The organism is Pseudomonas sp. AP19 (genome assembly GCF_001728855.1).
GTDB lineage: Bacteria > Pseudomonadota > Gammaproteobacteria > Pseudomonadales > Pseudomonadaceae > Aquipseudomonas > Aquipseudomonas fluorescens.
The window spans coordinates 18,551-43,686 of sequence record NZ_LXJP01000018.1; the positions used below are offsets into that span (position 1 = coordinate 18,551).

Consider the following 25,136-nt stretch of genomic DNA (forward strand, 5'->3'; position numbering starts at 1 on the left):
CGACTCACAAGGAATAGAAAGCATGTTGAAAAAGACGCTCGCCGCTCTGGCAATCGGTTCTGCTCTGATGTCCGCAGGTTCGGTGATGGCCGCTGATTATGTTGTCGACAAAGAAGGCCAGCACGCCTTCGTTGACTTCAAGATCAGCCACTTGGGCTATAGCTACATCACCGGTACTTTCAAGGACCTGGACGGCAAGTTCAGCTTCGACGCCGCCAAGCCTGAAGACAGCAAGATCGAGTTCAACGTACGTACCGCCAGCGTGTTCACCAACCACGCCGAACGTGACAAGCACATCTCCAGCAAAGACTTCCTGGACGTTGGCAAGTTTGCCGATGCCAAGTTCGTCTCCACCAGTGTTAAAACCACCGGTAAAAATGCTGCAGGCCAAGTCACTGCCGACGTGACCGGCGACCTGACCTTCCACGGCGTGACCAAGCCGATCGTCGTCAAGGCCACCTTCCTGGGTGAAGGCAAGGATCCATGGGGCGGCTACCGTGCCGGCTTTGAAGGCACCACCAGCTTCAACCGCCAGGACTTCGGCAAGCAGATGGACCTGGGCCCAGCGTCCAACACCGTTGAGCTGTACGTGACGTTTGAAGGTGTGAAAGCGAAGTAATATTTCGCTGTTTCAAACGCAAAGCGCCGACCTGCGGGTCGGCGTTTTGCTGTGCGTGGGTTATAGGCTGTCTTGATACGTTGCGACTTGTTCGTTGAGCCACGTGTGCAGGGCTATCAGTTGCGCCGAACGCTTGGTGCCCATCGGCCAGACCAGGTAGTAGCGCGAAGCATGCACCGGTTCAATATCGGTGAGCTTGACCAGCTCCCCGCGTTGAATCAGTGAATGGGCAATCGAGCGTCGGGTTAATGCGACGCCATGCCCGAGCCTGACCGCTTCGAGCAGCAAGGTCGAGTCGGTGAACTCCAGCGCAGCGTGAGGGCGTTGCCCCTCCACGCCGGCGGCACCCAGCCAGGTCGGCCAGCTTTCACTGGCGTGCAGCAATGGCTGCTCGAGGATGGCCTGCGGTGTAGTGGGCAGCACGCCGTGGTTGAAGGTGCGCGCGGCGACCACCAGCAATGAGTCGGTCATCAGCGTTTCGCAATGCATATCGGGCCATTGGCCGTGGCCGAAGCGGATCGCGCAGTCGATCAGGCCTTGCTCGAAGCTGGCGAACTCCATGGACGATTCCAGTTTCAGGCGCAGGCCAGGCTGGGCGCTGATGAAGTCGTGCAAGCGTGGAAGTAACCAATGCATGGCGTAGGAGGGCAGCACCGACAGGGTCAGTTGCGGGTGCTTGTTCTTTGCCACGAGTTTGTCTGTGACCCCTGCTATCTCGCCCAGCGCCTGCCTGATCTGGTAGGCATAAACACGGCCTTCGTCCGTCAACACCAGGGAGCGCCCGCTGCGGGCCACCAACGCGATGTCCAAATACTCTTCCAGTGAGCGAATCTGGTGGCTGACGGCACTGTGGGTGACGTGCAACTCAATGGCTGCCAGGTTCACCTTGCCCAGCCGGGCTACCGCCTCGAAGGCACGGAGTGCGGCGAGTGGAGGGAGCTTCAATAGGTGAATTCCTTTCACGGGAAAGCCCAATAATAGCCGCTATACGTGAAATGAGTGAGCTACCGATAATGGCGACAAGTTATTTATTTAAATAACGCCGTGCAGAAAAATCGGGAGTTGTTAGGCATGATTAATGAAATCCACGCGTTTCTGAAAGACTACTTTAACGTGTTGCAAACCCAGGACTTGAATGCGTTCGATCAAGTGTTCCACCGAGGCTGCGTGTTGTATAGCGCGCAAAATTCGACCGTGGTCGTGCGGCCTTTTGATGAGTACAGGACGATGGTTCAGGGCCGTAAGTCGCCTCAGGAAGGTGGTTTCCCGCAACTTGACGAAGTGCTGATGATCGATGTGATGTCTGCGGAAATGGCCATCGTTAAAGTACGCTTGCGCCTGTTCAATAACGTGATGGTCGACTACTTGAATTTGATGAAAGTGGAGGGTCGCTGGATGATCTTCGCCAAGCTGTTTCACAAGGCCGGTGAAGTGACGAATTAATGCGCTGACCGCTGGATACAAAAACGCCCCGAACAGTCGGGGCGTTTTTATTCAGCGTCGAAAACTCAGCGGTTGCGGGTCAGCAGCGCTGGTTTTTCACCACGAGGACGGCCTGGCAGTTGATCCAACTGCTCGGGTGTCGGGAAGCGGTCAGCTTTCGACTCCTTGTGGATGATTTTCGGCGCCGGGCCACCGCGTGGGTTCTGCACGGCAGGTTCGGACGCACGTGGCTGATCGTCACGGGCCGGGCGGCGGTTGTTGCTGCGCGAATCTTCGCGACGCGCTTGACCGTCACGCGGGGCACCATTACGCGGGCCATTGCGCTTGGCAGGCGGGGTGCCGGTGGTGCCGCCGCTGCTGTTGCGTGGGCCGTTCTGACGACCGCCCTGAGGCTGGCCGCCACGTGGCGCGCCGGTGCCTGCAGCCGCGGCCGGAGCACCCGGACGACGACCACGGCCCTGAGCCGGTTTGGCCTGCGGCACGTAGTCAACGCGGTTACCGAAGTTATCCACGTCATCGTCGAGGAACTCGTCCGGAGCACGATCGGCTGCGGCGCGTGGCGGCTGGCTCGGCTGGCGCTGTTCGCGGGCCGGGGTGCCTTCACGTGGCTTCTGCTCGCGGGCTGGGCGCTCGCCACGGCCATTGGTCGGCGCTTTTTCTTTGCCGCCCTTGTCTTTGCCCTTGTCGCGACGACCACCGCCACCACCGCCGCCGTTCGGGCCATCGCCCTTCGGACCGCGTGGGTTGCGTGGGTTACGCACGTCCGGACGCTCGCGCGCTTCAGGCTTCTCAGCCTCCACGGTGCTGGCATCGAAGCCCATCAGGTCGCCGTCGGCGATTTTCTGCTTGGTCATGCGTTCGATGCTTTTCAGCAGTTTTTCTTCGTCCGGTGCAACCAGGGAGATGGCCTCGCCCGAGCGACCGGCACGGCCGGTACGGCCGATACGGTGCACGTAGTCTTCGTCGACGTTCGGCAGCTCGAAGTTGACCACGTGTGGCAGTTGGTCGATATCCAGGCCGCGGGCGGCGATATCGGTGGCAACCAGGATACGCACTTCACCGGCCTTGAAATCGGCCAGTGCTTTGGTGCGCGCGTTCTGGCTCTTGTTGCCGTGGATAGCGACGGCGGTGAGGCCGTGCTTGTCCAGGTACTCGGCCAGGCGGTTGGCGCCGTGCTTGGTACGGGTGAACACCAGCACTTGTTCCCAGGCGCCGGCGGTGATCAGGTGCGCCAGCAGGGAGCGCTTGTGGCTGGCAGCCAGGCGGAATACGCGTTGCTCGATACGCTCGACCGTGGTGTTCGGCGGCGTGACTTCGATGCGCTCCGGGTTGTGCAGCAGCTTGCCGGCCAAGGCGGTGATGTCACTGGAGAACGTTGCCGAGAACAGCAGGTTCTGACGTTTGGCCGGCAGGCGGGCGAGGACCTTTTTCACGTCATGGACAAAGCCCATGTCGAGCATACGGTCGGCTTCGTCCAGCACGAGGATTTCCACGTGGGACAAGTCAACGCTGCCTTGGCCGCACAGGTCGAGCAAACGACCCGGGCAGGCGACCAGCACGTCAACGCCGCGGGACATGGCCTGAACCTGTGGGTTCATGCCGACGCCGCCGAAGATGCAGGCGCTGACGAACTTCAAGTCGCGGGCATACAGCTTGAAGCTGTCGTGCACCTGGGCGGCGAGTTCGCGGGTAGGGGTCAGGACCAGTACGCGCGGTTGGCGCGGGCCGTGACGCTGGGATTTGTCCGGGTGACCGTTGGGGAACAACCGCTCCAGAATCGGGAGGGCGAAACCACCGGTTTTACCAGTACCTGTCTGAGCCGCAACCATCAGGTCGCGACCTTGCAACACGGCGGGAATGGCCCGCTGTTGCACCGGAGTAGGCTCGGTATAGCCCGCTGCCTCGATGGCGCGGACTAAAGCCTCGGAGAGACCGAGGGAAGCAAAGGACATGAGTAATCCTGTTTTAGTTAGGGCTTGGCCCAAAGGGATAATCTTGCCGGGCGTGAATGGCGCTTAGGGGAGCGCAACCCCGTCCGGTCCTGCTGCGTCTGGCGGGCACTCCACCGGCTCGCGCGGGCTGAAAGCTGCGCAGTAGCGGGGTTAGGTGCCTTTTTCAAGACCTCAGCGGCCGGGCGTGAGCCTGGCGGAAAGGCCGGAGTATAACAGAGCAATCACGGCGCGCTGCTTTCCTGCTGCTCAACGGTGTGTTCAGAGGCCGTATTGGCTTGTATTTCGCCATATTTGGCGCTCAAGGCCGCGTAGGCGGGTTCTTGCTTGAACCGCTTGAGCTCGGCGGCAAAGCGTTGTACCAGCAGGTCCATGCCCGCGCCACGGCGTACGGCGAGAAATTGTTGCTGGCGGCTGACCACGAAGGGCGCCTGGCTGACGTTGTCTTCCAGGCCCATGGCCTTGATCACATGCTGGCCCACGCGGCGATCGGTGATCACCAGGTCGATACGGCCCAATGACAGCTTGCCGAAGTTGGCCTCGTGGCTGGGGGCCGGCTCACGGTTGAACAGGGTGGATTCGCTGAATGCGTTGCCATAGAGGTAGCCCGGTGAAATACCAACGGTCAGCCCCTGCAGGTCATCGACGCGTTCGGCGGGGTGGGGGCGCGCATTGGCGTAGAACAGCACGAACTCGACTTCCGACAGCGGCTCACTGGGATAAAGCAGCTGGGCGTCGCGGTCATGGCTGTGGAAAATATCCAGCGCCCCGTCGGCGTGGCCCTGGTCGAGCATGGCCAGGCAGCGTTTCCACGGCAGGAATTGCCACTCCACATCGACGCCCAGGCGCTGGAACACAATCACCGTGGTTTCATAGTCCAGGCCGCGCATGCTGCCGTTTTCTTCGTAGACATAAGGCGCCCAGGGCTCAGTGACAATGCGTAGTTTCTCGCCGTAGGCGGTGAGGCTCAGGCAAGTCAAAAACGCAGCGGTCAACAACTTGAGAATGACGGGCATGCCCTGAGGTTACGATGCTCCTTGGTTAAAGAGAAGCTCTGGCACAAGCATTCGCGGGCAAGTTGATGTAGCGCAGTTAAAACAAAAAGGCCCTCGTCAATGCGAGGGCCTTTCGTTTTACCTGCACCGCAAGCGGGCACGCCTCAGCGTGGCAGCTTGAGGTTGTTCCAGATGGCCAGGCTAGGCTCAGCCTGGTTCAGGGTGTAGAAGTGCAGCCCTGGTGCGCCACCTTGCAGCAATTGTTCACACATCTCGCTGATCACCTGCTCGCCGAATGCCTGAATGCTTTTGACGTCGTCGCCATAGGCTTCCAGTTGCTTGCGCACCCAGCGTGGGATCTCCGCGCCGCAAGCGTCAGAGAAGCGCGCCAGCTTGCTGTAGTTGGTGATCGGCATGATGCCCGGCACGATCGGGATGTTGACACCCATGGCCCGTACACGCTCGACAAAGTAGAAGTAGCTGTCGGCGTTGAAGAAGTACTGGGTGATCGCACTGTCGGCGCCGGCGTTGGCCTTGCGCACGAAGTTCTGCAGATCGTCTTCGAAATTGCGCGCCTGGGGGTGCATCTCCGGGTAAGCCGCCACTTCGATGTGGAAGTGATCGCCGCTTTCTTCACGGATGAAGCTCACCAGGTCATTGGCGTAGCGCAGCTCGCCGCTGGCCATGCCCATGCCGGACGGCAGGTCGCCACGCAGGGCGACGATGCGCTGGATGCCGGCTTGTTGGTACTTCGTCAGCAGGCCGCGCAGGTCGGCCTTGCTGTCGCCCACGCACGACAAGTGCGGAGCGGCGGGAACTTTGACTTCGCTTTCGAGCTGCAACACGGTGTTGATCGTGCGGTCACGGGTCGAACCGCCCGCGCCGTAGGTGCAGGAGAAGAAGTCGGGGTTGTAGCTGGCCAACTGTTTGGCAGTCGCCATCAGTTTTTCATGCCCAGCATCGGTCTTGGTCGGAAAGAACTCGAAGCTGTAGCGACGGTCTTGGGACATGGTCGTACCTATGGAAACTCATCAAGCCAGAAGATGTACACCGTCAATGTGGGAGCGGGCTTGCTCGCGAATGCGCTGGGTCAGTCAATCTATTTTGTGACTGGCCCACCGCTTTCGCGAGCAAGCCCGCTCCTACAAAAGCCCGCTCTCGCAGAGAGAGCAGGCAGCAGGCATATCAGTAGCGGTAAGCGTGCGGCTTGAACGGGCCTTCGACCGTCACGCCGATGTAGTCGGCCTGGGTCTTGGTCAGTTGAGTCACAACGCCGCCGAAGCCACGGACCATTTCCAGGGCCACTTCTTCGTCGAGTTTCTTCGGCAGCACTTCCACAGTCAGGCGCTCGGCTTTCTGGGCTGGCGACAGGTCGGCGTACTTCTGGCCGAACAGGAAGATCTGCGCCAGTACCTGGTTGGCGAACGAGCCGTCCATGATGCGGCTTGGGTGGCCGGTGGCGTTGCCCAGGTTAACCAAGCGGCCTTCGGCCAGCAGGATCAGGTAGTCGTCGTTCTGTGGGTCGAAATCGCCAGCACCGGTGCGGTGAACCTTGTGCACCTGTGGCTTCACTTCTTCCCATGCCCAGTTCTTGCGCATGAAAGCGGTGTCGATTTCGTTGTCGAAGTGACCGATGTTGCAGACAACGGCACGCTTTTTCAGGGCTTTGAGCATGTTCGCGTCGCAAACATTCACGTTACCGGTGGTGGTCACGATCAGGTCGATCTTGCCCAACAGTGCCTTGTCGATGCTCGCTTCGGTGCCGTCATTGACGCCATCGATGAACGGCGAAACCACTTCAAAGCCGTCCATGCAGGCTTGCATGGCGCAGATCGGGTCAACTTCGGAGACTTTAACGATCATGCCTTCCTGGCGCAGGGACTGGGACGAACCCTTGCCCACGTCACCGTAGCCGATCACCAGGGCTTGCTTGCCCGACAGCAGGTGGTCGGTACCACGCTTGATGGCATCGTTCAGGCTGTGACGGCAGCCGTACTTGTTGTCGTTCTTGCTCTTGGTCACCGAGTCGTTGACGTTGATGGCCGGGATTTTCAGCTCGCCCTTGGCCAGCATGTCCAGCAGACGGTGCACGCCGGTGGTGGTTTCTTCGGTCACGCCGTGGACGCGGTCGAGGATCTGCGGGTACTTCTTGTGCAGCAGCTCGGTCAGGTCGCCGCCGTCGTCGAGGATCATGTTGGCGTCCCATGGCTTGCCATCCTTGAGGATGGTTTGCTCCAGGCACCACTCGTACTCTTCTTCGGTCTCGCCTTTCCAGGCATACACCGCGATGCCGGCAGCAGCGATAGCAGCAGCGGCCTGGTCTTGAGTCGAGAAAATGTTGCAGGACGACCAACGTACTTCGGCACCCAGGGCAACCAGGGTTTCGATCAGCACGGCAGTCTGGATGGTCATGTGGATGCAGCCGAGGATCTTCGCGCCTTTGAGCGGCTGCTCAGCGGCGTACTTGCGGCGCAGACCCATCAGGGCAGGCATTTCGGATTCGGCGATAAAGGTTTCGCGACGGCCCCAGGCAGCGAGGGACATATCGGCGACTTTGTAGTCGGTAAAACCTGCAGGCGAGATTACAGCGCTCATGAAGAGCCTCCATTCGTAGTGTGCGAATGGGCGCCGTTGTGCGTTTAGTATCAGGCCAGGTGAACCAGGCCCGACAACGCCCCATCCGAGCCTGACAGGTCTAGCCTGCTGCAGCGCCCCTCGGACAGGTGGCGGGAGAACGGTATCAATTGAAGATGACCGTTTTGAAGCGCTGCGATTATAGCTGTGTGCGCCAGACTTCCCAAGCCTTTCTGTCGGCCATATGAAGATCGCGCATGGGGTTGATAGGCAATGGCTCATAGAGGTTGGGCATGGGCTCTGCCATGATGTTGCCCATCATTCGGCAAGACGCTTTGGAGTGACCATGAACTTCCACACCCGCAAATGGGTAAAACCCGAAGACCTCAACCCCAACGGCACCCTGTTCGGTGGCAGCCTGCTGCGCTGGATCGACGAAGAGGCGGCCATCTACGCCATTGTCCAGTTGGGCAACCAGCGCGTGGTAACCAAGTACATCTCCGAAATCAACTTCGTCAGCGCCTCACGCCAGGGCGACATCATCGAACTGGGCATCACCGCCACCGAGTTCGGCCGCACCTCCATCACCCTGACCTGTGAAGTGCGTAACAAGATCACCCGCAAAAGCATCCTGACCGTGGAAAAAATGGTCTTCGTCAACCTCGGTGAAGACGGTTTACCGGCGCCGCACGGGCGTACCGAGATCAAGTACGTGAAGGATCAGTTCCAGGAAGACGGCATTAGCGAATAACCCCGCGCCGGTTTGATTCTTTACGGGATTATTCCAGACGGATCTTTTTGGGGCTCTCTCGTCACTCAGGACTACAATCTGTAGAGATAGCCCTGCATGAAAGTTTCCGGTTCGGCTGCACCGATTCAACCCCCATTGCCTCAAAACATCGGTCAGGAGGTGAAAACGCCGCTGGTAAAAGGTGTGGGCGAGCGCAATCTGAGCGTGTATCGCCATAGCGATGGACGGGTGGAGGTGATGCTGTCGCCGCCTCCGCCCACCCATCTGGTGCTCAGCGGCGGTGGCGCCAAGGGCATCGCCTTTCCAGGGCTGGTGCAGGCGCTTGAAGAAGCCAGACAGCTGCAAGGCATTAAGGTAATTTCCGGCTCTTCGGCGGGTGCTATTTCCGCAACGTTGCTTGCCAGTGGTATGGACGCCAACGCATTCGGCGCGCTGTCGAACAGTATTGACTTGCCTGGCTTGCTCAATAGCAAAGACCCATTGATCGCCAAGCTGCAAACGCTCAGCTCAGAGCTTGGCAAGCTCGCCGGACGACTGCCCGGCCCCGCCGGCAATATTTCCCAGCTGCTGCTGACTATGCTGCCGCGCCTGCAAACCAAGGCGCAGCCCTTGGAAGAGATGATGCGCAACGCGTCGCGCAAGTCGATTCTTGCCCATATCGCGGGCATGCCCCGGGCCACCCGACCCGCCGACGTCATGAAAATCGCCGATCGGCTCAGCGCGGGAGGGGCGCCGACGTTTCGCGACCTTGAGGTGCTCAGCCGTCACGTCCCGGCGATCAAGCAACTCAACATCACCGGTACGGGCATGTTCGATGGGCGACCGCAGTTGGTGGTGTTCAACGCCAGCCTGACCCCGGATATGGACATCGCCCACGCAGCCCATATCTCCGGTTCGCTGCCGGGGCTGTTCAAGAGCCCGGCCGAGCAAGGCCATGGGTTCCAGGCGGCGGCCGAAGTCACGGCCTTTCAGGACGGTGGTCTGCTCGTCAACACCCCGGCTCCCGGCGTCATTGAGCGATCGTTCCAAGAGAGCCCGTTGGGCAAGGACGAATCGCTGGTCGTCAAATTCGAGCCCGAAAAGGCGACAGCGGCGCAAACAAGCGGCGGCTTTTCCAGTCATCTTGGCGACGTCTTTACCGGTACGCCACACGCGGCGGCCGATGCCTTCCAAGAGGAGCGGCTTAAAGGGTATGCCGATCAGACCGTTACCTTGCCGCTGAACACGGACAAAGGCGACTTTCGCGGCCTGTTCAATGGCACCGTCAACTTCACCATGACCCCCGAGCAGAAACAGCGCCTTCAGGCCCTGGCTCGTCAAACGGTGGCGGGGCACCTGGAAAAACGTGCACTAGTGCGTGAGCCGCATTCGTTTGCCTCTTTGGAAGATGCCGTGTTGGCGATGGACGATAAAATGCTGGCCAGCGTGCAGGATCAACTGCAGAAGGACCCGGCCGGCGCTGCGGCAGTGTTGTTTCGAAAGAGCGCGCAGCAGGCGCTGCAAGCGTTGGACAGTGCGATCACGCAAGCCAATCAAGCCCGTACGTCTCTGGTGTTCACGCCAGCGGTGACTTCGGCGCTGCGTAATCTGGATGCGCTAGCGCGTCGGCCCGAGCATATCGAGTGGTTGGGGCGGCGCCTTAACGCTGCGGGCCAGCGCAATTTTCAGCAACTGCTGCAAGTGGCGGCTAAACAGAAATCGGGAAGTGCCTCACCGTTGTCCAAGGTCATGGCCAGTGGCGTAGCCCACATGCACCGGCGCGATATTGCGGTGAAGGCTGAAAACTTTACCCGAGAGGTCATTTACCCATCGCTGTACCGTCCCGGCCAGCCGGCCGCTAATGTCGAACTGTTGAACCGTGCGGTGCGTGACCTGGCTGACGCAACGACGTCGGCGCAGTTCAATAGTGTGCTCAACGGCATAATCAAGTACTACAAAGCCCGCAATAAGCCTTGGAGTACACCGCACAGTTCAACCACGGTAGAGATGGCCAAAGCCTGGCGCATACCGGTTTTGTTGCCTGGCCACTGAACAGCCACTGCCGCGGCGTGTCGTAGCTAAAAGCACTCCTCGGACTCGGTACATCATGGCCACTCAAGCAGACGGTAAAACCCCCAACCTGTCGCAAGAAGAACAGCACGACGTCGACAAGAACCAGCCGCCCCGCGCGGCGGTTCTGCATGAAATCATCCGTACCCAGGGCGATCAGGAGCTGGAGCGCACTGTCGCCGCGTTGTGGTGGTCGGCACTGGCTGCCGGGCTGACCATGGGCCTGTCGTTGATGGGCATGGGCCTGCTCAACTCACGGCTGCCGGACGGTGAAGGGTTCAAGGTCATTGCCAGCTTCGGTTACTGCGCGGGTTTCCTGGCGGTGATCCTGGCGCGCCAGCAACTGTTCACCGAAAACACCCTGACCGCCGTGCTACCCGTGATGAGCAAACCGACGCTGGCCAATACCGGGCGCCTGTTGCGGCTGTGGACCGTGGTGCTGGTGGGCAACCTGTGCGGCACCTTGCTGGTGGCGTATGTGATGCTGCACCTGCCGATTTTCGACACCAAGACCGACATGGCCTTCCTTGAGATAGGCCGCAAAGTCATGGAAAACGACCCTGGCCAGATGTTTGCCAAAGGCATTATTTCCGGCTGGATGATCGCCACCATGGTCTGGATGATCCCGTCCATGGAAAGCGCGAAGATGTTCATCATCATCCTGATCACCTACCTGATGGCGCTGGGGGATTTCACCCACATCGTCGTCGGCTCGGCAGAAGTGTCGTACCTGGTGTTTGCCGGTGAACTGCCGTGGAAAGACTTCTGGCTGGTGTTTGCCGGGCCGACGCTGGCGGGCAACATCATCGGCGGCAGTTTTATCTTTGCGCTGATCAGCCATGCGCAGATTCGCAGCGAAAGCAGTTTGCCGGGCAAAGCGGCTGCGGACCCGAGGCATCCGCAGCAGATCAACAAGGGTCAGTGAGGCTCAGGCGTGGCCTGGGGTTCGTCCCGGGTCACACGCTTGACCAGCTTGCCGATGCTCAACCCCTGCAACAGGATCGACGACAGCACCACGATGTAGGTGATGCTCAGCAACAGGTCGCGTTCCGGGCCCAGCGGCAGGGCCAGGGCCAGTGCCACCGAAACCCCGCCACGCAAGCCACCCCACGTCAGAATACGGATGGTGCCGCGTGGGACTGTGCGCCAGCGGCGCAGCAACAGAATCGCCGGGGCCACGGTCAGCAGGCGTGACAGCAGGATCGCTACGGCGAGCAAGCTGGCCGCGAACACGTGCAGCCAGTTGAACGGCAACAGCAGCAGCTCCATGCCGATCAGCGCAAACAGCAGGGCATTGAGCATGTCATCGAGCAGTTCCCAGAAACCATCCAGGTAGCGCCGGGTCATGTCGTTCATCGCCAGTTTGCGGCCCAGGTTGCCGATGATCAGCCCGGCCACCACCATCGCGATCGGCGCGGAAACGTGCAGCTCGCTCGCCATCGCCGAGCCGCCAATCACCAGGGCCAGCGTCAGCATCACTTCGATCTGGTGCTGCTCGATGCTCTTGATCATCAGGTACACCAGGTAACCGATGAGCCCGCCAAATACCACGCCGCCAATGGCTTCATGGGCAAACAGCATGGCGGTGGCGCCGACGGTTGGCGTTTCGCCCAACTGTGCGATGCCCAGCAGCACGGTAAAGACCACGACGGCCGTACCGTCGTTGAACAGCGATTCGCCGACGATGGTGGTTTTCAGGGGTTTCGATGCGTTCGCGGTTCGCAGCACACCCAACACTGCAATCGGGTCGGTAGGGGAGATCAATGCGCCGAACAACAGGCAGTAAAGGAAGCTCACGTGCCAGCCAAACAAGGCAAAGATGTAGTACGCCAGGCTGCCAATCACCCCGGTGGCGATGAGTACGCCGAAGGTTGCGAGTAAGCCGATGGGCCAGCGATAACTGCGCAGGTCATTCAGGTTGACGTGCAATGCGCCGGCGAACAGCAGGAATGACAGCATCCAGTTCATCAATAGATCGCCGAAGTCGATCTGGCCGATCAATTGCTGGATCCGCGTTTCCAGGCCGGGGTAGCCGATAACGCTCAGGCCTTGCAGGATCAGGGAAAACAACAGGGCCGTGACCATCACGCCGATGGTGGGCGGCAGGCCGATAAAACGGAAGTTCACATAGGTGAGCAGGGTGGTGAGGCAGATGAAGGCGGCGACAAGTTCAAGCATCCGGAGTCCTTGGAAGAGGGTGAGCGATTATTAATGGGGGGATGGACCGCAGTCGTGGCGGGATGTTGCAAATCACGCAGCAAAAGACGATAGAACCTTTCGGTGCGGCACGGCTCATAGCGGTTAAGTGCGGCTGCGCATTTTTAGTGCTAAAACTCTAACCGCTGACTAAAACGACAAAAGGAATCTGTGATGACAGTGGCATTCTGGTGTGTGTTGGTTGCAATTTTTCTGCCTTACCTGTGCACGGGTCTGGCCAAGTTCAGCGGTGGCAAGTTCGGGCCGCGCCAGAACCATGACCCGCGGGCTTTTCTGGACACGCTCGAAGGGTTCGCCAAACGCGCCCACAGCGCGCAGCTCAACAGCTTTGAAGTGACGCCTGCGTTTGCGGCGGCGGTGATCATTGCGCACCTGGCCGGTACGGCGTCGCTGGTGACCATTAATGTGCTGGCAGTGTTGTTTATCACCAGCCGCCTGCTGTACATCATTTGCTACCTGGCGGACTGGGCGATGCTGCGTTCGTTGGTGTGGTTCGTGGGCATGGCGCTGATTGCGAGTTTCTTTTTTGTCTCGATCTAAAGGCTGACGCGATTTCATTGTGGGAGCGGGCTTGCTCGCGAAGGCGGCGGGCCAGTCATCAGTTGTGCTGGCTGATACACCGCCTTCGCGAGCAAGCCCGCTCCCACATTCGATCTTCAGTGGTCTTCAGGTCCCGGCGGGTGCGTCCGGCACCTGCGGCAACGCTGCACCCTTGGGCCACAACATCCAGATCTGCCCCTGCTGCTTCATGTTGCCGGCCAATTCACCCGCTGCATCACCTGTGCCCCAGAACAAGTCCGCGCGCACTTCGCCGGTGATGGCGCCGCCCGTGTCCTGTGCGGCGACGGGGCGGGCGATGGGTGAACCATCGGGTTGGGTGGTCGACAGCCACAGCAGGCTGCCCAGCGGAATCACCTTGCGATCCACGGCCACGCTGTAGCCCGCCGTCAGCGGCACATTCAGCGAACCACGCGGGCCTTCATTGCTGTCCGGGCGGGCGCTGAAAAATACGTAGCTGGGGTTGCTCGCCAACAGTTCCGGGATTCGTTGCGGGTGCGCCTTGGCCCAGGCGCTGATGGCACCCATGGTCACGTCTTCTTTTTTCAGCTCGCCTTGCTCCACCAGCCAGCGGCCGATCGGTCGGTAAGGGTAGCCGTTCTGGTCGCCATAACCGACGCGCAGTTGACGCCCGCCCGCCAGTTGAATGCGCCCCGATCCCTGGATCTGTAGAAATTGCAGGTCCATCGGGTTCGTCAGCCAGGCAATCGGCTTGGCCGTGGAGCCCTGGCCGTTGATGGTACTGGCATCGTCATAGGGCTTGAGTACACGGCCTTCGAGACGGCCGCGCAGGCGCTTGCCTTTGAGTTCCGGGTAGATGCTTTCCAGGTTGACGATGATCAGGTCATCCGGCACGCCGTAAACCGGCACATGCGCCGTGGCGGTTTCGGTCAGGCTGCCGGGGTAGACCGGCTCGTAGTAGCCGGTGATCAGACCGTTCGGCGTGTTGTCGGCCGAGCGCAAGCCGAATACATCCAGGCGTTCCTTGAGAAAACTGCGAACCGCCACGGCGTCACCCGGCACGGTGGCTGCCGCTGCGCAGGTGGCGCCCCATACCGGGTCGGCCTTGAGGCGTTGGCAAGCGCTGCGCCAGGATTCAAACCCGGCGAGCAGATCGCTGTCGGAGACGGCTGGCAGGGCTTCCCACGGTGCGCTCACATAGGTGGCGACCGCATGGGGTTTGGCCGCTTCCTCTTTTTTGTGGGCTTCTTTACCGCCATCGCATCCGGCCAACAACGCCATCATCGGCAGAGCCAACGCCAGGCGGCGGCTCCAGGGTTTCAACGTGATAGTCATACAAACAATTCCTGAAGCGGTTGCCCGCGCCGTGGCGCATTCAGGCAACCCTTATTATTAATAGGGCTATTGGTCTTTGCGGGCGGGGCGAGGATACTGGCCGCCGTTTCCCGTGACCTTGAAACCAACATGACTTTTAAAAAACTGACCGTGGTATTGCTGGCCTGCCTGACCTTGTCCGCTTGCGGCGGTGTCGATCCGAATTCGCCCCTGGGCCAACGCAAGGCGATCTTCAAGCAGATGCTCAAAACCGGCGAAGACCTGGGCGGCATGTTGCGCGGGCGTATCCCGTTCGACGGCGCCAAGTTCGCCGAAGGCGCCGTCAAGCTCGATGCGTTGTCCCACGAACCGTGGAAGCATTTCCCGAGCGTGCGTGAAGAAGATCACACCAGCGCCAAGGACAACGTGTGGCAACAGCAGGCACGCTTTCAGGAGTTGGCCCGCAGCCTTGAAGCGGCCACCGGTGAATTGGTGATCGCAAGCCAACTGCAACCTTACAAAGCCAGTAACCTGGGGCCGGCGGTGCAGAAGGTCGAAGATGCCTGCACAGCCTGCCATAAACAGTTTCGGGACCACTGATCGGTTTTACTTGTCGAGTTCTTCGACGGCGTCCTGCAGTTCCTTGCGGGACTGGGCGAGCTTGTCTTTGCGTTTGTTGATCTTGTCCGCGTCACCCTTTTTCATTGCCTTGTCGAGGTCAGCCTGACGGCGGCTGACTTCGTGTTTGGCGTCGAGCACCTTGTTCTCGCGCTCTTTCCTCAAGGACGCGTCGGTGCAGTGGGCGGTGACTTCGCTCAAGGCTTTTTCCAGGCCGGCTTGCTGTTCACTGTTGCCATGGGCCTTGGCCTGTTCGATTTGGGCGCTGATGGCTTGGCGTTTGGCGGCGCAGCCGGTAAGTTCCGGGACTTCTTCGGCAGCCAGCAGCGGCGCGGTCATGAAGCTTGCGACGGTCAACAAGGCTAGTGGGGCTAGAAATTTCATGTAAGGCTCCAAGGTCGCAATCGGTTGGCAGGGTGAATTCTGCCGGGGTTAAAGGTGGCCGGGCTGGGCTTAAAACCCGTCAATCCCGGCCACACGTAATGTTTCAGCTAATGCTTGTACTTGCGGGTCGCGAAAAAAAGCGCTCAATTGCGCCGCGCGGCCCGGGCCAATACCGTCGGTGGCCAGCCAGGCCTGGACGTCTCTGGCGGCAAGGGTCTGCCAGCCGCCCTCCAGATCGTTACGTGCCGAAGGCGGTACGCCCAGCGCTTTGAGCCATTGCGCAAAGGGCCGTTGCCGAGCGCTTTGAAGGCTATCGAGCACCCGGGCACGGCTGCGCTCACCGAAGCCGTCAATGTTAGCAAGCTCTGCCGCATCCAGGGTCAACCAATCGAGAAAGCCTGCGATTAGACCGGCCTGGATCAAAGCGTTCCAGGTTTCGCGCCCTATATGCGGCAAGGACAGGCCTTGATTGCTGCTCAGCCAGGTCAGACGGACGAGCAACTGCTCCTCGCACCCCGGGTCCAGTTGCCAACAGCTCAACGCGTGGAAGTCCCGCGCATCCGGCACCTGCACCGCCACCCTTGTCTTGTTGCGCAGGATCACTTGGTCCAACCGCGGAATCACTTGGCCGGCAAGGCTGATGGAGACCTGATCGCCAGGACGGATATCCAGCGCATGCCACTGTTTCAGGGAGCCGACGTTGACGCGGCGAATTTGCCGATCGTCCAGCCGCACGGGGTCCAGTTCCAGAATGGGGGTGATGCGCCCGGTGCGGCCGATCTTGAAGTGCACCTTGCGCACCATGGCCAGCGCTTTGGTCACCGGGTACTTCCAGGCGACCGCCCAGTAAGGCGTTCCGGTCTGCCAGCGTTTGGCCGGCGGGTATGACGCTTGGTGCAACACCACGCCATCGCTGGCGAATGGCAGTGGATGGGTGTACCAGTAGCTGCGCCAGTGCGCGGCATCCGTCATGTTCTGGATGGGCTGGCTGTAGCGACGGCTGTCGGCAAACCCCCAGCGAGCCAAGGTGGCCAGGCGCGTGGTGAAGTCTGCCGGGCCGTCGGGCCAGGCCCACACGAACAAGCCGATTCCAGCGGCGTCAGCGTCACTCAGGTGGCGACGATTCATCAGCCCGGCCACCTTGCTGCGGGCACTTACCCCGCCGTGTTCTGACTGCACATGATCGTCAAGGCGCCAATAGAGTTCGCCTTGCAGCACCAGGTTGATGGGTTCCGGCAGTCGCTGGACGATGCCGGGGAGCTTGCGCGCGACGGCTGACCAATCCTGGCCGAGCCGGCCGTCACCTCGGCTGATGAGTTGGCTCAGCCGACCCTGGTGATACACCAGCGTCACTGCAACGCCGTCGACCTTGGGTTGAATCCATACGTCTTGTCGGGTTCCGAGCCACTCATCGACAGCCTTTTCATCGACCAGCTTTTCCAGGCCGGTGTGCGCGACCGGGTGAGCCCGCGTGCCCCGTGAACTGGCCAATGGGTTGTCGGTGGCTTTTGTTAACCGAGTAAAACACGATCGCCACTGAGTCAGGCGATGGCGAGCCTGGTCATAGAGTTCATCGTTGACCGGTGATTGGCCAAGCCGGTGGTAGCTGTCATCCCAAAGTTTGATTTGTTCGGCCAGGGTGTCGACCTGTGATCGGGCGTCCTCGGGGCAATTGTCTGCCCAGGCCCACAAAGGCAGGCCGCTGAGGAAAAGAGCAATCAGTAAACGCATCATGAGCATCCTTGCTCGGAAGGGGCGCCCAGCCTAAGTGATCCAGGCGGCCACAAAAAAGCCCCGACGCTGCGGGGCTTTTTACCGGGTGTTTCGAGTGACTTGAACAGGCCGCCCACGGCCTTCACCGCCTCGTTCTTATCCCGCTTGGCTTCCTGTGTTTGCTGCTTGGCGTCGACCTTGGCCTGGGAGCCAGCCAGTTTGTTACAGCCTTTGTTGACCTGCTCTCCCGTTAATCATCCGGCCAATAAAAAGCCCCGCAGGGTTTACCCTGCGGGGCTTGGTGTGCCGCGAGTGATTACAGGCCTGCAGCGGTGCGCAGGTCGTTGGCGCGGTCGGTTTTTTCCCAGGTGAACGTGGTGAAGGTGTCGTCGCCGACCGTCTTCTGCGCAGGGGTACGACCGAAGTGGCCGTAGGCTGCGGTTTCCTGGTACATCGGGTGCAGCAGGTCGAGCATGGTGGTGATCGCGTAAGGGCGCAGGTCGAAGATCTCACGCACCAGCTTGACGATCTTGTCGTCGCTGATCTTGCCGGTGCCGAAGGTATTCAGCGAGATCGACGTAGGCTGAGCCACACCGATAGCGTAGGAAACCTGAATTTCGCAACGTTCGGCCAGGCCGGCCGCCACGATGTTCTTGGCCACGTAACGACCGGCGTAGGCGGCGGAACGGTCAACCTTGGAAGGGTCTTTACCCGAGAACGCGCCACCGCCGTGACGGGCCATGCCGCCGTAGCTGTCGACGATGATCTTGCGGCCGGTCAGGCCGCAGTCGCCCACCGGGCCACCGATGATGAACTGGCCGGTCGGGTTGATGTGGAACTGGGTGTCCTTGGTCAGCAGCTCGGCAGGCAGCACGTGCTTGACGATCAGCTCCATCACGCCTTCGCGCAGGTCGGCGTAGGACACGTCCGGGTTGTGTTGGGTCGACAGTACAACGGCGTCGATGCCCACCACTTTGCCGCCTTCGTAACGGCAGGTCACCTGGGACTTGGCGTCCGGGCGCAGCCACGGCAGCACGCCGGATTTACGCGCTTCGGCCTGACGCTGCACCAGTTGGTGCGAGAAGGTGATCGGCGCTGGCATCAGCACGTCGGTTTCGTTGCTGGCGTAGCCGAACATCAGGCCCTGGTCGCCAGCGCCCTGATCTTCAGGCTTGGCGCGGTCCACACCCTGGTTGATGTCGGGGGACTGCTTGCCGATGATGTTCATCACGCCACAGGTCGCGCCGTCGAAGCCGACGTCGGAGCTGTTGTAGCCAATCTTGGTGATGACGTCACGGACGATCTGTTCCAGGTCGACCCAGGCCGTGGTGGTGACTTCACCGGCGATGATCGCCACGCCGGTTTTCACCAGAGTCTCGCACGCCACACGGGCGAACTTGTCTTCAGCAATGATGGCGTCCAGCACCGCGTCAGAAATCTGGTCGGCGATTTTGTCCGGATGCCCTTCAGACACGGACTCGGAGGTGAAAAGGGAGTATTCGCTCATCTCGATGATTTCCTGATATTTACCGATGGTGAGTGTCGCCAGCCGGCCGCTGAAAATGGCGGACCTGGATCTGGAAACCATTACGTAAACCTACATAGAGGCTTTCCCCGGGAACGAGTCCCGCAGCGGTGGCCCAACGGGCCAGATCGTCCTGTTCAAAACCCAACCAGAGATCACCGCAGGCCTCCTTGGCCCAACTCTGGTTGTGGCTGCATAAATCTGTAACCAGCAGGCTGCCGCCGGGTTGTAGCAAGTTTGCCATCTGCTTGAGGGCGTCGGCGGGGGCGGCGAAATGGTGCAGGACCATGTTCAGCACCACGCAATCGGCCCGCAGGCTGGTGTCATTCAACGCGTCTGCCAACTGCAGGCTGACATTGCCCAGGGCTTCGCGCTCACACAGCTGGCGCGCCAGTTCGAGCATCGCCGGGCTGTTGTCCAGCGCCGTCACCTGCTGAAAGCGGCGCGCCAGCTCCGGCAGGAAACCGCCGTCGCCAGGGCCGACTTCCAGCGCCGTCGCCTCATTACTGAAGCTCAGCTTGTCCAACAGCGCCAGTACGCTCTCGCGGTATTGCGGTAAACCGGCGATGAGGTCCTGCTGGGCGCGAAACTTCTCGGCAACCCGAGAGAAAAAGTCCTGGCTGGCGGCGGCCCGTTGCCCGTGGACCTGGGCGATGCGCGATTGCACATCCGCCGGCAGGCTCAAGTTGTCGACTTCTTCGAGCAAAGCGCTGTGCAGCTTGCCGCCGAGCAGCTCGGTGTGGGGCAGGGCGCGGCGGTAAAAAATCGCATTGCCTTCACGGCGGGTGGCTACCAGCTCGGCCTGGGCCAGTACCTTGAGGTGGTGGCTCATGCCGGACTGGCCAATCGCAAAGATTTGCGCCAGTTCCAGTACCCCGAAGGAGTCGTTGGCCAGTGCGCGCAGTACGTTCAGGCGTAACGGATCACCAGCGGCCTTGCATAAGGCAGCCAGCTCATCGCCATCGTCAGGACGCAGGGAGGGCACGGGTAGGTTCATAAGGCCAGCAGTCTAGTGATGGGTGTAAATCCCTGCAAGGCCAATATCAAAAAGTTTTGATATTGGTCGATAAGTGGCGGTTATAAGCCGCCGCTATAACCTTTAGACGAAGCCGTGGGGCGTTTCTGCAAGCGATTGCCGGGCAATGCGCAGGAAAAACACCGTCAAGTGACTATCTGTCATTGCCCGCAGGCGGTGGCTGAGGGAAAATGCCGGTCCTTTTTTCGGTTTCTATATTCAAACCCCAGGAGATCAGCGATGCCCAGCCGTCGTGAGCGTGCCAACGCCATTCGTGCCCTCAGCATGGATGCCGTGCAAAAAGCCAACAGCGGCCATCCCGGTGCCCCGATGGGCATGGCGGATATCGCCGAGGTACTTTGGCGTGACTACCTGAAACACAACCCGAGCAACCCGTCGTTCGCCGACCGTGACCGCTTCGTGCTGTCCAACGGCCACGGCTCGATGCTGATTTATTCGCTGCTGCACCTGACCGGCTACGACGTCACTATTGATGACCTCAAGAGCTTCCGCCAGCTGCACAGCCGCACCCCGGGCCACCCGGAATTCGGCTACACCCCAGGCGTCGAGACCACCACCGGTCCCCTGGGCCAAGGCCTGGCCAACGCGGTTGGTTTCGCGCTGGCTGAAAAAGTACTGGGCGCGCAGTTCAACCGCCCTGGCCACAACATCGTCGACCACCACACCTATGTGTTCCTCGGTGATGGCTGCATGATGGAAGGCATTTCCCACGAAGTCGCTTCCCTGGCCGGTACCCTGGGCCTGGGCAAGCTGATTGCCTTCTACGATGACAACGGCATCTCCATCGACGGCGAAGTCGAAGGCTGGTTCACCGATGACACCCCGAAGCGTTTCGAAGCCTACAACTGGCAAGTAATCCGCAACGTGGACGGCCACGATCCGGAAGAGATCAAGACCGCCATCGACACTGCGCGCAAAAGCGAGCAGCCGACCCTGATCTGCTGCAAGACCACCATCGGTTTCGGCTCGCCGAACAAGCAAGGTAAAGAAGACTGCCACGGCGCCCCGCTGGGTGACGCGGAAATCGCCCTGACCCGCGAAGCGCTGAAGTGGAACCACGGCCCGTTTGAAATCCCGGCCGACATCTACGCCGAGTGGAGCGCCAAGGAAAAAGGCCTGGCGACCGAAGCCGAGTGGGACCAGCGTTTCGCTGCCTACTCCGCCGAATTCCCGGTATTGGCCAACGAACTGGTGCGTCGCCTGGCCGGTGACCTGCCTGCCGACTTCTCGGAAAAAGCCTCGGCCTACATCGCCGAAGTCGCGGCCAAGGGCGAGACCATCGCCAGCCGTAAAGCCAGCCAGAACACCCTGAATGCCTTCGGCCCGCTGCTGCCTGAGATCCTCGGCGGTTCGGCTGACCTGGCCGGTTCCAACCTGACCCTGTGGAAAGGTTGCAAAGGTGTTTCGGCGGAAGACGCCAGCGGTAACTACATGTACTACGGCGTGCGCGAGTTCGGCATGAGCGCCATCATGAACGGCGTGTCCCTGCACGGCGGCCTGGTGCCTTACGGCGCGACCTTCCTGATGTTCATGGAATACGCGCGCAACGCCGTGCGTATGGCCGCGCTGATGAAGAAGCGGGTGATCCATGTGTACACCCACGACTCCATCGGCCTGGGCGAAGACGGCCCGACGCACCAGCCGGTCGAGCAATTGACCAGCCTGCGTACCACGCCGAACCTGGATTGCTGGCGCCCAGCCGACGCGGTCGAATCCGCCGTGGCCTGGAAGCACGCCATCGAGCGCAAGGACGGCCCTTCGGCGCTGATCTTCTCGCGTCAGAACCTGCAACACCAAGTGCGTACCGACGCGCAGATCGCCGACATCAGCCGTGGCGGCTACGTGCTCAAGGACTGCGCTGGCGAGCCGGAGCTGATCCTGATCTCCACCGGTTCCGAAGTGGGCCTGACCGTTCAGGCGTACGACAAGCTCACCGAACAAGGCCGCAAGGTGCGTGTTGTATCGATGCCGTGCACCAGCGTGTTCGAAGCCCAGGACGCCGGCTACAAGCAATCGGTATTGCCGCTGCAGGTCAGCGCGCGTATTGCCATCGAAGCGGCTCACGCCGACTACTGGTACAAGTACGTGGGCCTGGAAGGCCGCGTGATCGGCATGACCACCTACGGTGAGTCGGCGCCGGCGCCAGCGTTGTTCGAAGAGTTTGGTTTCACCCTGGAAAACATCCTGGGTCAGGCTGAAGAACTGCTGGAAGACTAAGGCTGTAGATTGAGGTGGCTGTACTGACGCCTTCGCGAGCAAGCCCGCTCCCACATTTGATCGGGTTCACACAGTTGCAATTGTGAACCCATTCAAGTGTGGGAGCGGGCTTGCTCGCGAAAGCGATCTAACAGCCACCCTATTACCCAAGGTAATCGAGAACCCCATGCCTCAACCGCGTCGCTACAAAGTTGCACTCAACGGCTACGGCCGCATTGGTCGTTGCGTCTTGCGTGCTCTGTTCGAACGAGGGGCGGCTGCCGGGTTTGAAATTGTCGCGATCAACGATTTGGCCGACATGGCCAGTATCGAATACCTGACACGCTTTGACTCCACCCACGGCCGGTTCCCCGGCGAAGTGCGGGTCGACGGCGATTGTCTGCATATCAATGGCGACTGCGTAAAAGTACTACGCAGTGCCACCCCCGAGGGCATCGACTGGGCGGCGCTGGGCGTCGACCTGGTGTTGGAATGCTCCGGTGCTTACAACACCCGTGCCGATGGCCAGCGTTTTCTCGACGCCGGTGCGCCGCGTGTGCTGTTTTCCCAGCCGATGGCCAGCGAGGCGGATGTCGACGCCACCATCGTCTACGGCATCAACCAGGACTGCCTGACCGGCAATGAACTGCTGGTGTCCAACGCCTCCTGCACCACCAACTGCAGCGTACCGCTGTTGCGCCTGCTGGATCAGGCGATTGGCCTGGATTACGTGTCTATCACCACCATCCACTCGGCCATGAATGACCAACCGGTGATCGACGCTTATCACCACGAGGACCTGCGGCGTACACGTTCGGCCTTCCAGTCGGTGATACCGGTGTCCACCGGCCTGGCGCGTGGTATCGAACGGTTATTGCCGGAACTTGCCGGGCGAATCCAGGCCAAAGCCGTACGGGTGCCGACGGTGAACGTGTCCTGCCTGGACATCACCATGCAAACCGTCAGCGATACCGATGCCACTGAGGTCAACCGGATTTTGCGCGACGCCGCCACCAGCGGCCCGCTCAAGGGCCTTTTGGCCTACACCGAGTTGCCGCACGCCAGTTGTGATTTCAACCATGACCCGCATTCGGCGATTGTCGATGCCAGCCAAACCCGTGTTTCCGGCCCCAGGCTGGTGAACATCCTGGCCTGGTTCGACAACGAATGGGGGTTTGCCAACCGAATGCTGGATGTTGCGGACCATTATCTGCACATCGCCTCTAAACAACCTCAACAGTAATTCAGGAACTGCGACCCATGACCGTGTTGAAGATGACCGACCTCGATCTGCAAGGTAAGCGCGTACTGATTCGCGAAGACCTCAACGTCCCCGTCAAGGACGGTGTTGTCACCAGCGATGCGCGAATCCTGGCCTCGCTGCCGACCATCAAGCTGGCCCTGGAAAAAGGCGCGGCCGTGATGGTCTGCTCCCACCTGGGTCGCCCGACCGAAGGTGAGTTCTCCGCCGAAAACAGCCTCAAGCCGGTGGCCGATTACCTGAGCAAGGCGCTGGGCCGTGACGTGCCGTTGGTGGCTGATTACCTGGGTGGCGTCGACGTCAAGCCAGGCGACATTGTGCTGTTCGAAAACGTGCGCTTTAACAAAGGCGAGAAAAAGAACAGCGACGAACTGGCCCAGCAATACGCAGCCCTGTGCGACGTGTTCGTAATGGACGCCTTCGGCACCGCTCACCGCGCTGAGGGTTCGACCCACGGCGTGGCCAAGTTCGCCAAAGTCGCCGCCGCCGGCCCGCTGCTGGCCGCTGAGCTGGATGCACTGGGCAAGGCCCTGGGCGCTCCGGCGCAACCGATGGCTGCCATCGTGGCCGGTTCCAAAGTTTCCACCAAACTCGACGTACTCAACAGCCTGAGCCAGATCTGCAACCAGTTGATCGTCGGCGGCGGCATTGCCAATACCTTCCTGGCGGCAGCCGGGCACCCGGTGGGCAAGTCCCTGTACGAGCCGGACCTGCTCGACACCGCCCGCGCCATCGCGGCAAAAGTGAGTGTGCCGTTGCCGGTGGATGTGGTGGTCGCCAAGGAGTTTGCCGAAAGCGCTGCAGCCACCGTCAAGCTCATCGCGGACGTGGCTGCCGACGACATGATCCTGGATATCGGCCCGCAAACAGCGGCCAACTTCGCTGAACTGCTGAAGTCGTCCAAGACCATTTTGTGGAACGGCCCGGTTGGCGTATTCGAGTTCGATCAATTCGGCAACGGCACCAAAGTCCTGGCCCAGGCTATTGCTGAAAGCGCTGCCTTCTCCATCGCCGGCGGTGGCGACACCTTGGCAGCCATCGATAAATATGGCGTTGCTGACCAGATCTCCTACATTTCTACCGGTGGCGGCGCATTCCTGGAATTCGTCGAAGGCAAAGTCCTGCCGGCCGTTGAAGTGCTGGAAACCCGAGCCAAAGGCTAAGGCTCGTGATCCGGAAAAGGAGTCTTCCCATGATCAAGTCGTTGGCACTGGTAATCGCAGCAGGCCTGTTGGCCGGCTGCGGTAGCACGCAACGCGCAGCGCCGGACTCTGAAAAGCCGGCGCCGGGGCAGAAAAAGAGCTGCTACCAGGCTGACTGGCAAGCCGAGACCATGCCGGTGATCAACAAGCGCATCGGCAATGAACGGCTGGAGAAATACGACGCTGCGCCCAACGGTCAGGAACAGGGTTGCCCATGACCGGTCTGATCAATTAACCGACAGCAGTGGCGGCCTTCGAGTCGCCGTTCGAGGATTGGCAATGAAAGGCGTATTCGCCCTGGTTGCAGTGGCCTTATTGGCCGGTTGCAGCAGCATGAACATGTTCAACAAGGCAGAGCCGGCGGACAAGTGGACGACCTGGACTTGCGACAGCAAGGCCGAGATCAACTGGCGCTTTGCCAATCAGGCCCGTTCCGAGGTGGATGTTCGCCTCGGTGGTTCGGACCAGGTTTACCGTCTTAAGCAAGACGTTGCCGCCTCGGGCGTGCTGTACAGCAACGATCAATTGGCGTTTCACACAAAAGGTGAGGAAGGCCTGATTTACTGGGTCGCCACCGATGATTTGATTGGGCGTGGCTGCAAGGCCCAATAAGACAGAACAGGGTCTGGAATGTGATGAGATCAAAAATGTGGGAGCGAGCAAGCCTGCTCCCGCAGTAGATCCGGTTCCAAAGTGACATGGATTTTGAACCGGACACTGCAATAACGATTCAGCAGGCCAGGCCTTAACCCCTTGATCTGCAATAACTTG

General features: G+C 60.4%; 23 protein-coding genes and 1 riboswitch. Of the genes, 12 read left to right on the forward strand and 11 right to left on the reverse strand.

What is annotated here, in order from left to right; genetic code table 11:
* The first annotated feature begins 22 nt into the window (after positions 1–22).
* Complete coding sequence (locus A7D21_RS14655; RefSeq protein ID WP_053258440.1) at positions 23–619, forward strand: YceI family protein; 597 nt, start codon at positions 23–25, stop codon at positions 617–619.
* Positions 620–679: 60 nt separating this feature from the next.
* Here the strand turns inward: A7D21_RS14655 and A7D21_RS14660 are convergent, their stop codons facing one another.
* Positions 680–1,564, reverse strand: coding sequence for a LysR substrate-binding domain-containing protein (locus A7D21_RS14660; RefSeq protein WP_053258439.1), 885 nt, complete (start codon positions 1,562–1,564; stop codon positions 680–682).
* A 126-nt stretch (positions 1,565–1,690) separates the two neighbouring features.
* Between A7D21_RS14660 and A7D21_RS14665 the strand changes: the two genes are divergently transcribed.
* Positions 1,691–2,062, forward strand: coding sequence for a nuclear transport factor 2 family protein (locus A7D21_RS14665; protein WP_053258438.1), 372 nt, complete (start codon positions 1,691–1,693; stop codon positions 2,060–2,062).
* Positions 2,063–2,127: 65 nt separating this feature from the next.
* Here A7D21_RS14665 and A7D21_RS14670 read toward each other — a convergent pair whose 3' ends face one another.
* The 4 genes from A7D21_RS14670 to ahcY all read right to left on the reverse strand — a co-directional run bounded on the left by A7D21_RS14670 (position 2,128) and on the right by ahcY (position 7,601).
* Positions 2,128–4,014: a DEAD/DEAH box helicase gene (locus tag A7D21_RS14670; protein ID WP_069552000.1), complete on the reverse strand. Its 1,887-nt coding sequence runs from the start codon at positions 4,012–4,014 to the stop codon at positions 2,128–2,130.
* A gap of 221 nt (positions 4,015–4,235) precedes the next feature.
* Positions 4,236–5,027 (reverse strand): ABC transporter substrate-binding protein, encoded by a 792-nt coding sequence (locus A7D21_RS14675; RefSeq protein WP_069552001.1) that lies wholly within the window; start codon positions 5,025–5,027, stop codon positions 4,236–4,238.
* A 143-nt stretch (positions 5,028–5,170) separates the two neighbouring features.
* Positions 5,171–6,016, reverse strand: a complete 846-nt coding sequence (metF, locus tag A7D21_RS14680; RefSeq protein WP_053258435.1) for a methylenetetrahydrofolate reductase [NAD(P)H] — start codon at positions 6,014–6,016, stop codon at positions 5,171–5,173.
* A 175-nt stretch (positions 6,017–6,191) separates the two neighbouring features.
* On the reverse strand, positions 6,192–7,601 hold the full coding sequence (ahcY, locus tag A7D21_RS14685; protein ID WP_053258434.1) for an adenosylhomocysteinase: 1,410 nt from the start codon (positions 7,599–7,601) through the stop codon (positions 6,192–6,194).
* Positions 7,602–7,622: 21 nt separating this feature from the next.
* A riboswitch (S-adenosyl-L-homocysteine riboswitch) is annotated at positions 7,623–7,729 on the reverse strand.
* A gap of 197 nt (positions 7,730–7,926) precedes the next feature.
* Between ahcY and A7D21_RS14690 the strand changes: the two genes are divergently transcribed.
* From A7D21_RS14690 to A7D21_RS14700, 3 genes are all read left to right on the forward strand, one after another.
* Positions 7,927–8,331 carry an acyl-CoA thioesterase gene (locus A7D21_RS14690; RefSeq protein WP_010167614.1) on the forward strand — a complete coding sequence of 135 codons (405 nt, stop codon included), beginning with the start codon at positions 7,927–7,929 and terminating at the stop codon, positions 8,329–8,331.
* A gap of 96 nt (positions 8,332–8,427) precedes the next feature.
* Positions 8,428–10,362, forward strand: coding sequence for a patatin-like phospholipase family protein (locus A7D21_RS14695; RefSeq protein ID WP_069552002.1), 1,935 nt, complete (start codon positions 8,428–8,430; stop codon positions 10,360–10,362).
* A 55-nt stretch (positions 10,363–10,417) separates the two neighbouring features.
* On the forward strand, positions 10,418–11,305 hold the full coding sequence (locus A7D21_RS14700) for a formate/nitrite transporter family protein (RefSeq protein ID WP_069552003.1): 888 nt from the start codon (positions 10,418–10,420) through the stop codon (positions 11,303–11,305).
* Here A7D21_RS14700 and A7D21_RS14705 read toward each other — a convergent pair.
* On the reverse strand, positions 11,299–12,558 hold the full coding sequence (locus tag A7D21_RS14705) for a sodium:proton antiporter (protein ID WP_053258431.1): 1,260 nt from the start codon (positions 12,556–12,558) through the stop codon (positions 11,299–11,301). The genes A7D21_RS14700 and A7D21_RS14705 overlap by 7 nt on opposite strands.
* A 192-nt stretch (positions 12,559–12,750) precedes the next feature.
* Between A7D21_RS14705 and A7D21_RS14710 the strand changes: the two genes are divergently transcribed.
* A complete protein-coding gene (locus A7D21_RS14710) occupies positions 12,751–13,137 on the forward strand; it encodes an MAPEG family protein (protein ID WP_053258430.1) in 387 nt (128 codons plus the stop codon).
* Positions 13,138–13,263: 126 nt separating this feature from the next.
* Here the strand turns inward: A7D21_RS14710 and A7D21_RS14715 are convergent, their stop codons facing one another.
* Entirely contained in the window at positions 13,264–14,451 is a 1,188-nt protein-coding gene (locus A7D21_RS14715) for a murein transglycosylase A (protein WP_053258429.1), read from the reverse strand.
* Between the two features lie 129 nt (positions 14,452–14,580).
* Here A7D21_RS14715 and A7D21_RS14720 point away from each other — a divergent pair, with 129 nt between their 5' ends.
* Complete coding sequence (locus A7D21_RS14720) at positions 14,581–15,030, forward strand: cytochrome c (RefSeq protein WP_053258428.1); 450 nt, start codon at positions 14,581–14,583, stop codon at positions 15,028–15,030.
* A gap of 6 nt (positions 15,031–15,036) precedes the next feature.
* On the opposite strand, the gene A7D21_RS14725 is transcribed toward A7D21_RS14720, so the two are convergent.
* The 4 genes from A7D21_RS14725 to A7D21_RS14740 form a co-directional block, all read right to left on the reverse strand.
* On the reverse strand, positions 15,037–15,432 hold the full coding sequence (locus A7D21_RS14725; RefSeq protein ID WP_053258427.1) for a DUF1090 domain-containing protein: 396 nt from the start codon (positions 15,430–15,432) through the stop codon (positions 15,037–15,039).
* 69 nt (positions 15,433–15,501) lie between these two features.
* Complete coding sequence (gene ligB, locus A7D21_RS14730) at positions 15,502–17,166, reverse strand: NAD-dependent DNA ligase LigB (RefSeq protein ID WP_069552004.1); 1,665 nt, start codon at positions 17,164–17,166, stop codon at positions 15,502–15,504.
* A gap of 295 nt (positions 17,167–17,461) precedes the next feature.
* Positions 17,462–18,652, reverse strand: coding sequence for a methionine adenosyltransferase (metK, locus tag A7D21_RS14735; RefSeq protein WP_069552005.1), 1,191 nt, complete (start codon positions 18,650–18,652; stop codon positions 17,462–17,464).
* A 19-nt stretch (positions 18,653–18,671) separates the two neighbouring features.
* A complete protein-coding gene (locus A7D21_RS14740) occupies positions 18,672–19,667 on the reverse strand; it encodes a metalloregulator ArsR/SmtB family transcription factor (RefSeq protein WP_053258424.1) in 996 nt (331 codons plus the stop codon).
* Between the two features lie 258 nt (positions 19,668–19,925).
* Here A7D21_RS14740 and tkt point away from each other — a divergent pair, with 258 nt between their 5' ends.
* The 5 genes from tkt (at position 19,926) to A7D21_RS14765 (ending at position 24,977) form a co-directional block, all read left to right on the forward strand.
* Positions 19,926–21,923: a transketolase gene (gene tkt, locus A7D21_RS14745; RefSeq protein ID WP_069552006.1), complete on the forward strand. Its 1,998-nt coding sequence runs from the start codon at positions 19,926–19,928 to the stop codon at positions 21,921–21,923.
* A gap of 166 nt (positions 21,924–22,089) precedes the next feature.
* Positions 22,090–23,145 carry an erythrose-4-phosphate dehydrogenase gene (gene epd / locus A7D21_RS14750; RefSeq protein WP_053258422.1) on the forward strand — a complete coding sequence of 352 codons (1,056 nt, stop codon included), beginning with the start codon at positions 22,090–22,092 and terminating at the stop codon, positions 23,143–23,145.
* Positions 23,146–23,162: 17 nt separating this feature from the next.
* Positions 23,163–24,326, forward strand: a complete 1,164-nt coding sequence (locus A7D21_RS14755) for a phosphoglycerate kinase (RefSeq protein ID WP_069552007.1) — start codon at positions 23,163–23,165, stop codon at positions 24,324–24,326.
* Between the two features lie 29 nt (positions 24,327–24,355).
* On the forward strand, positions 24,356–24,583 hold the full coding sequence (locus A7D21_RS14760) for a hypothetical protein (RefSeq protein ID WP_053258420.1): 228 nt from the start codon (positions 24,356–24,358) through the stop codon (positions 24,581–24,583).
* 61 nt (positions 24,584–24,644) lie between these two features.
* Entirely contained in the window at positions 24,645–24,977 is a 333-nt protein-coding gene (locus A7D21_RS14765; RefSeq protein ID WP_053258419.1) for an MliC family protein, read from the forward strand.
* Positions 24,978–25,136 lie beyond the last annotated feature (159 nt).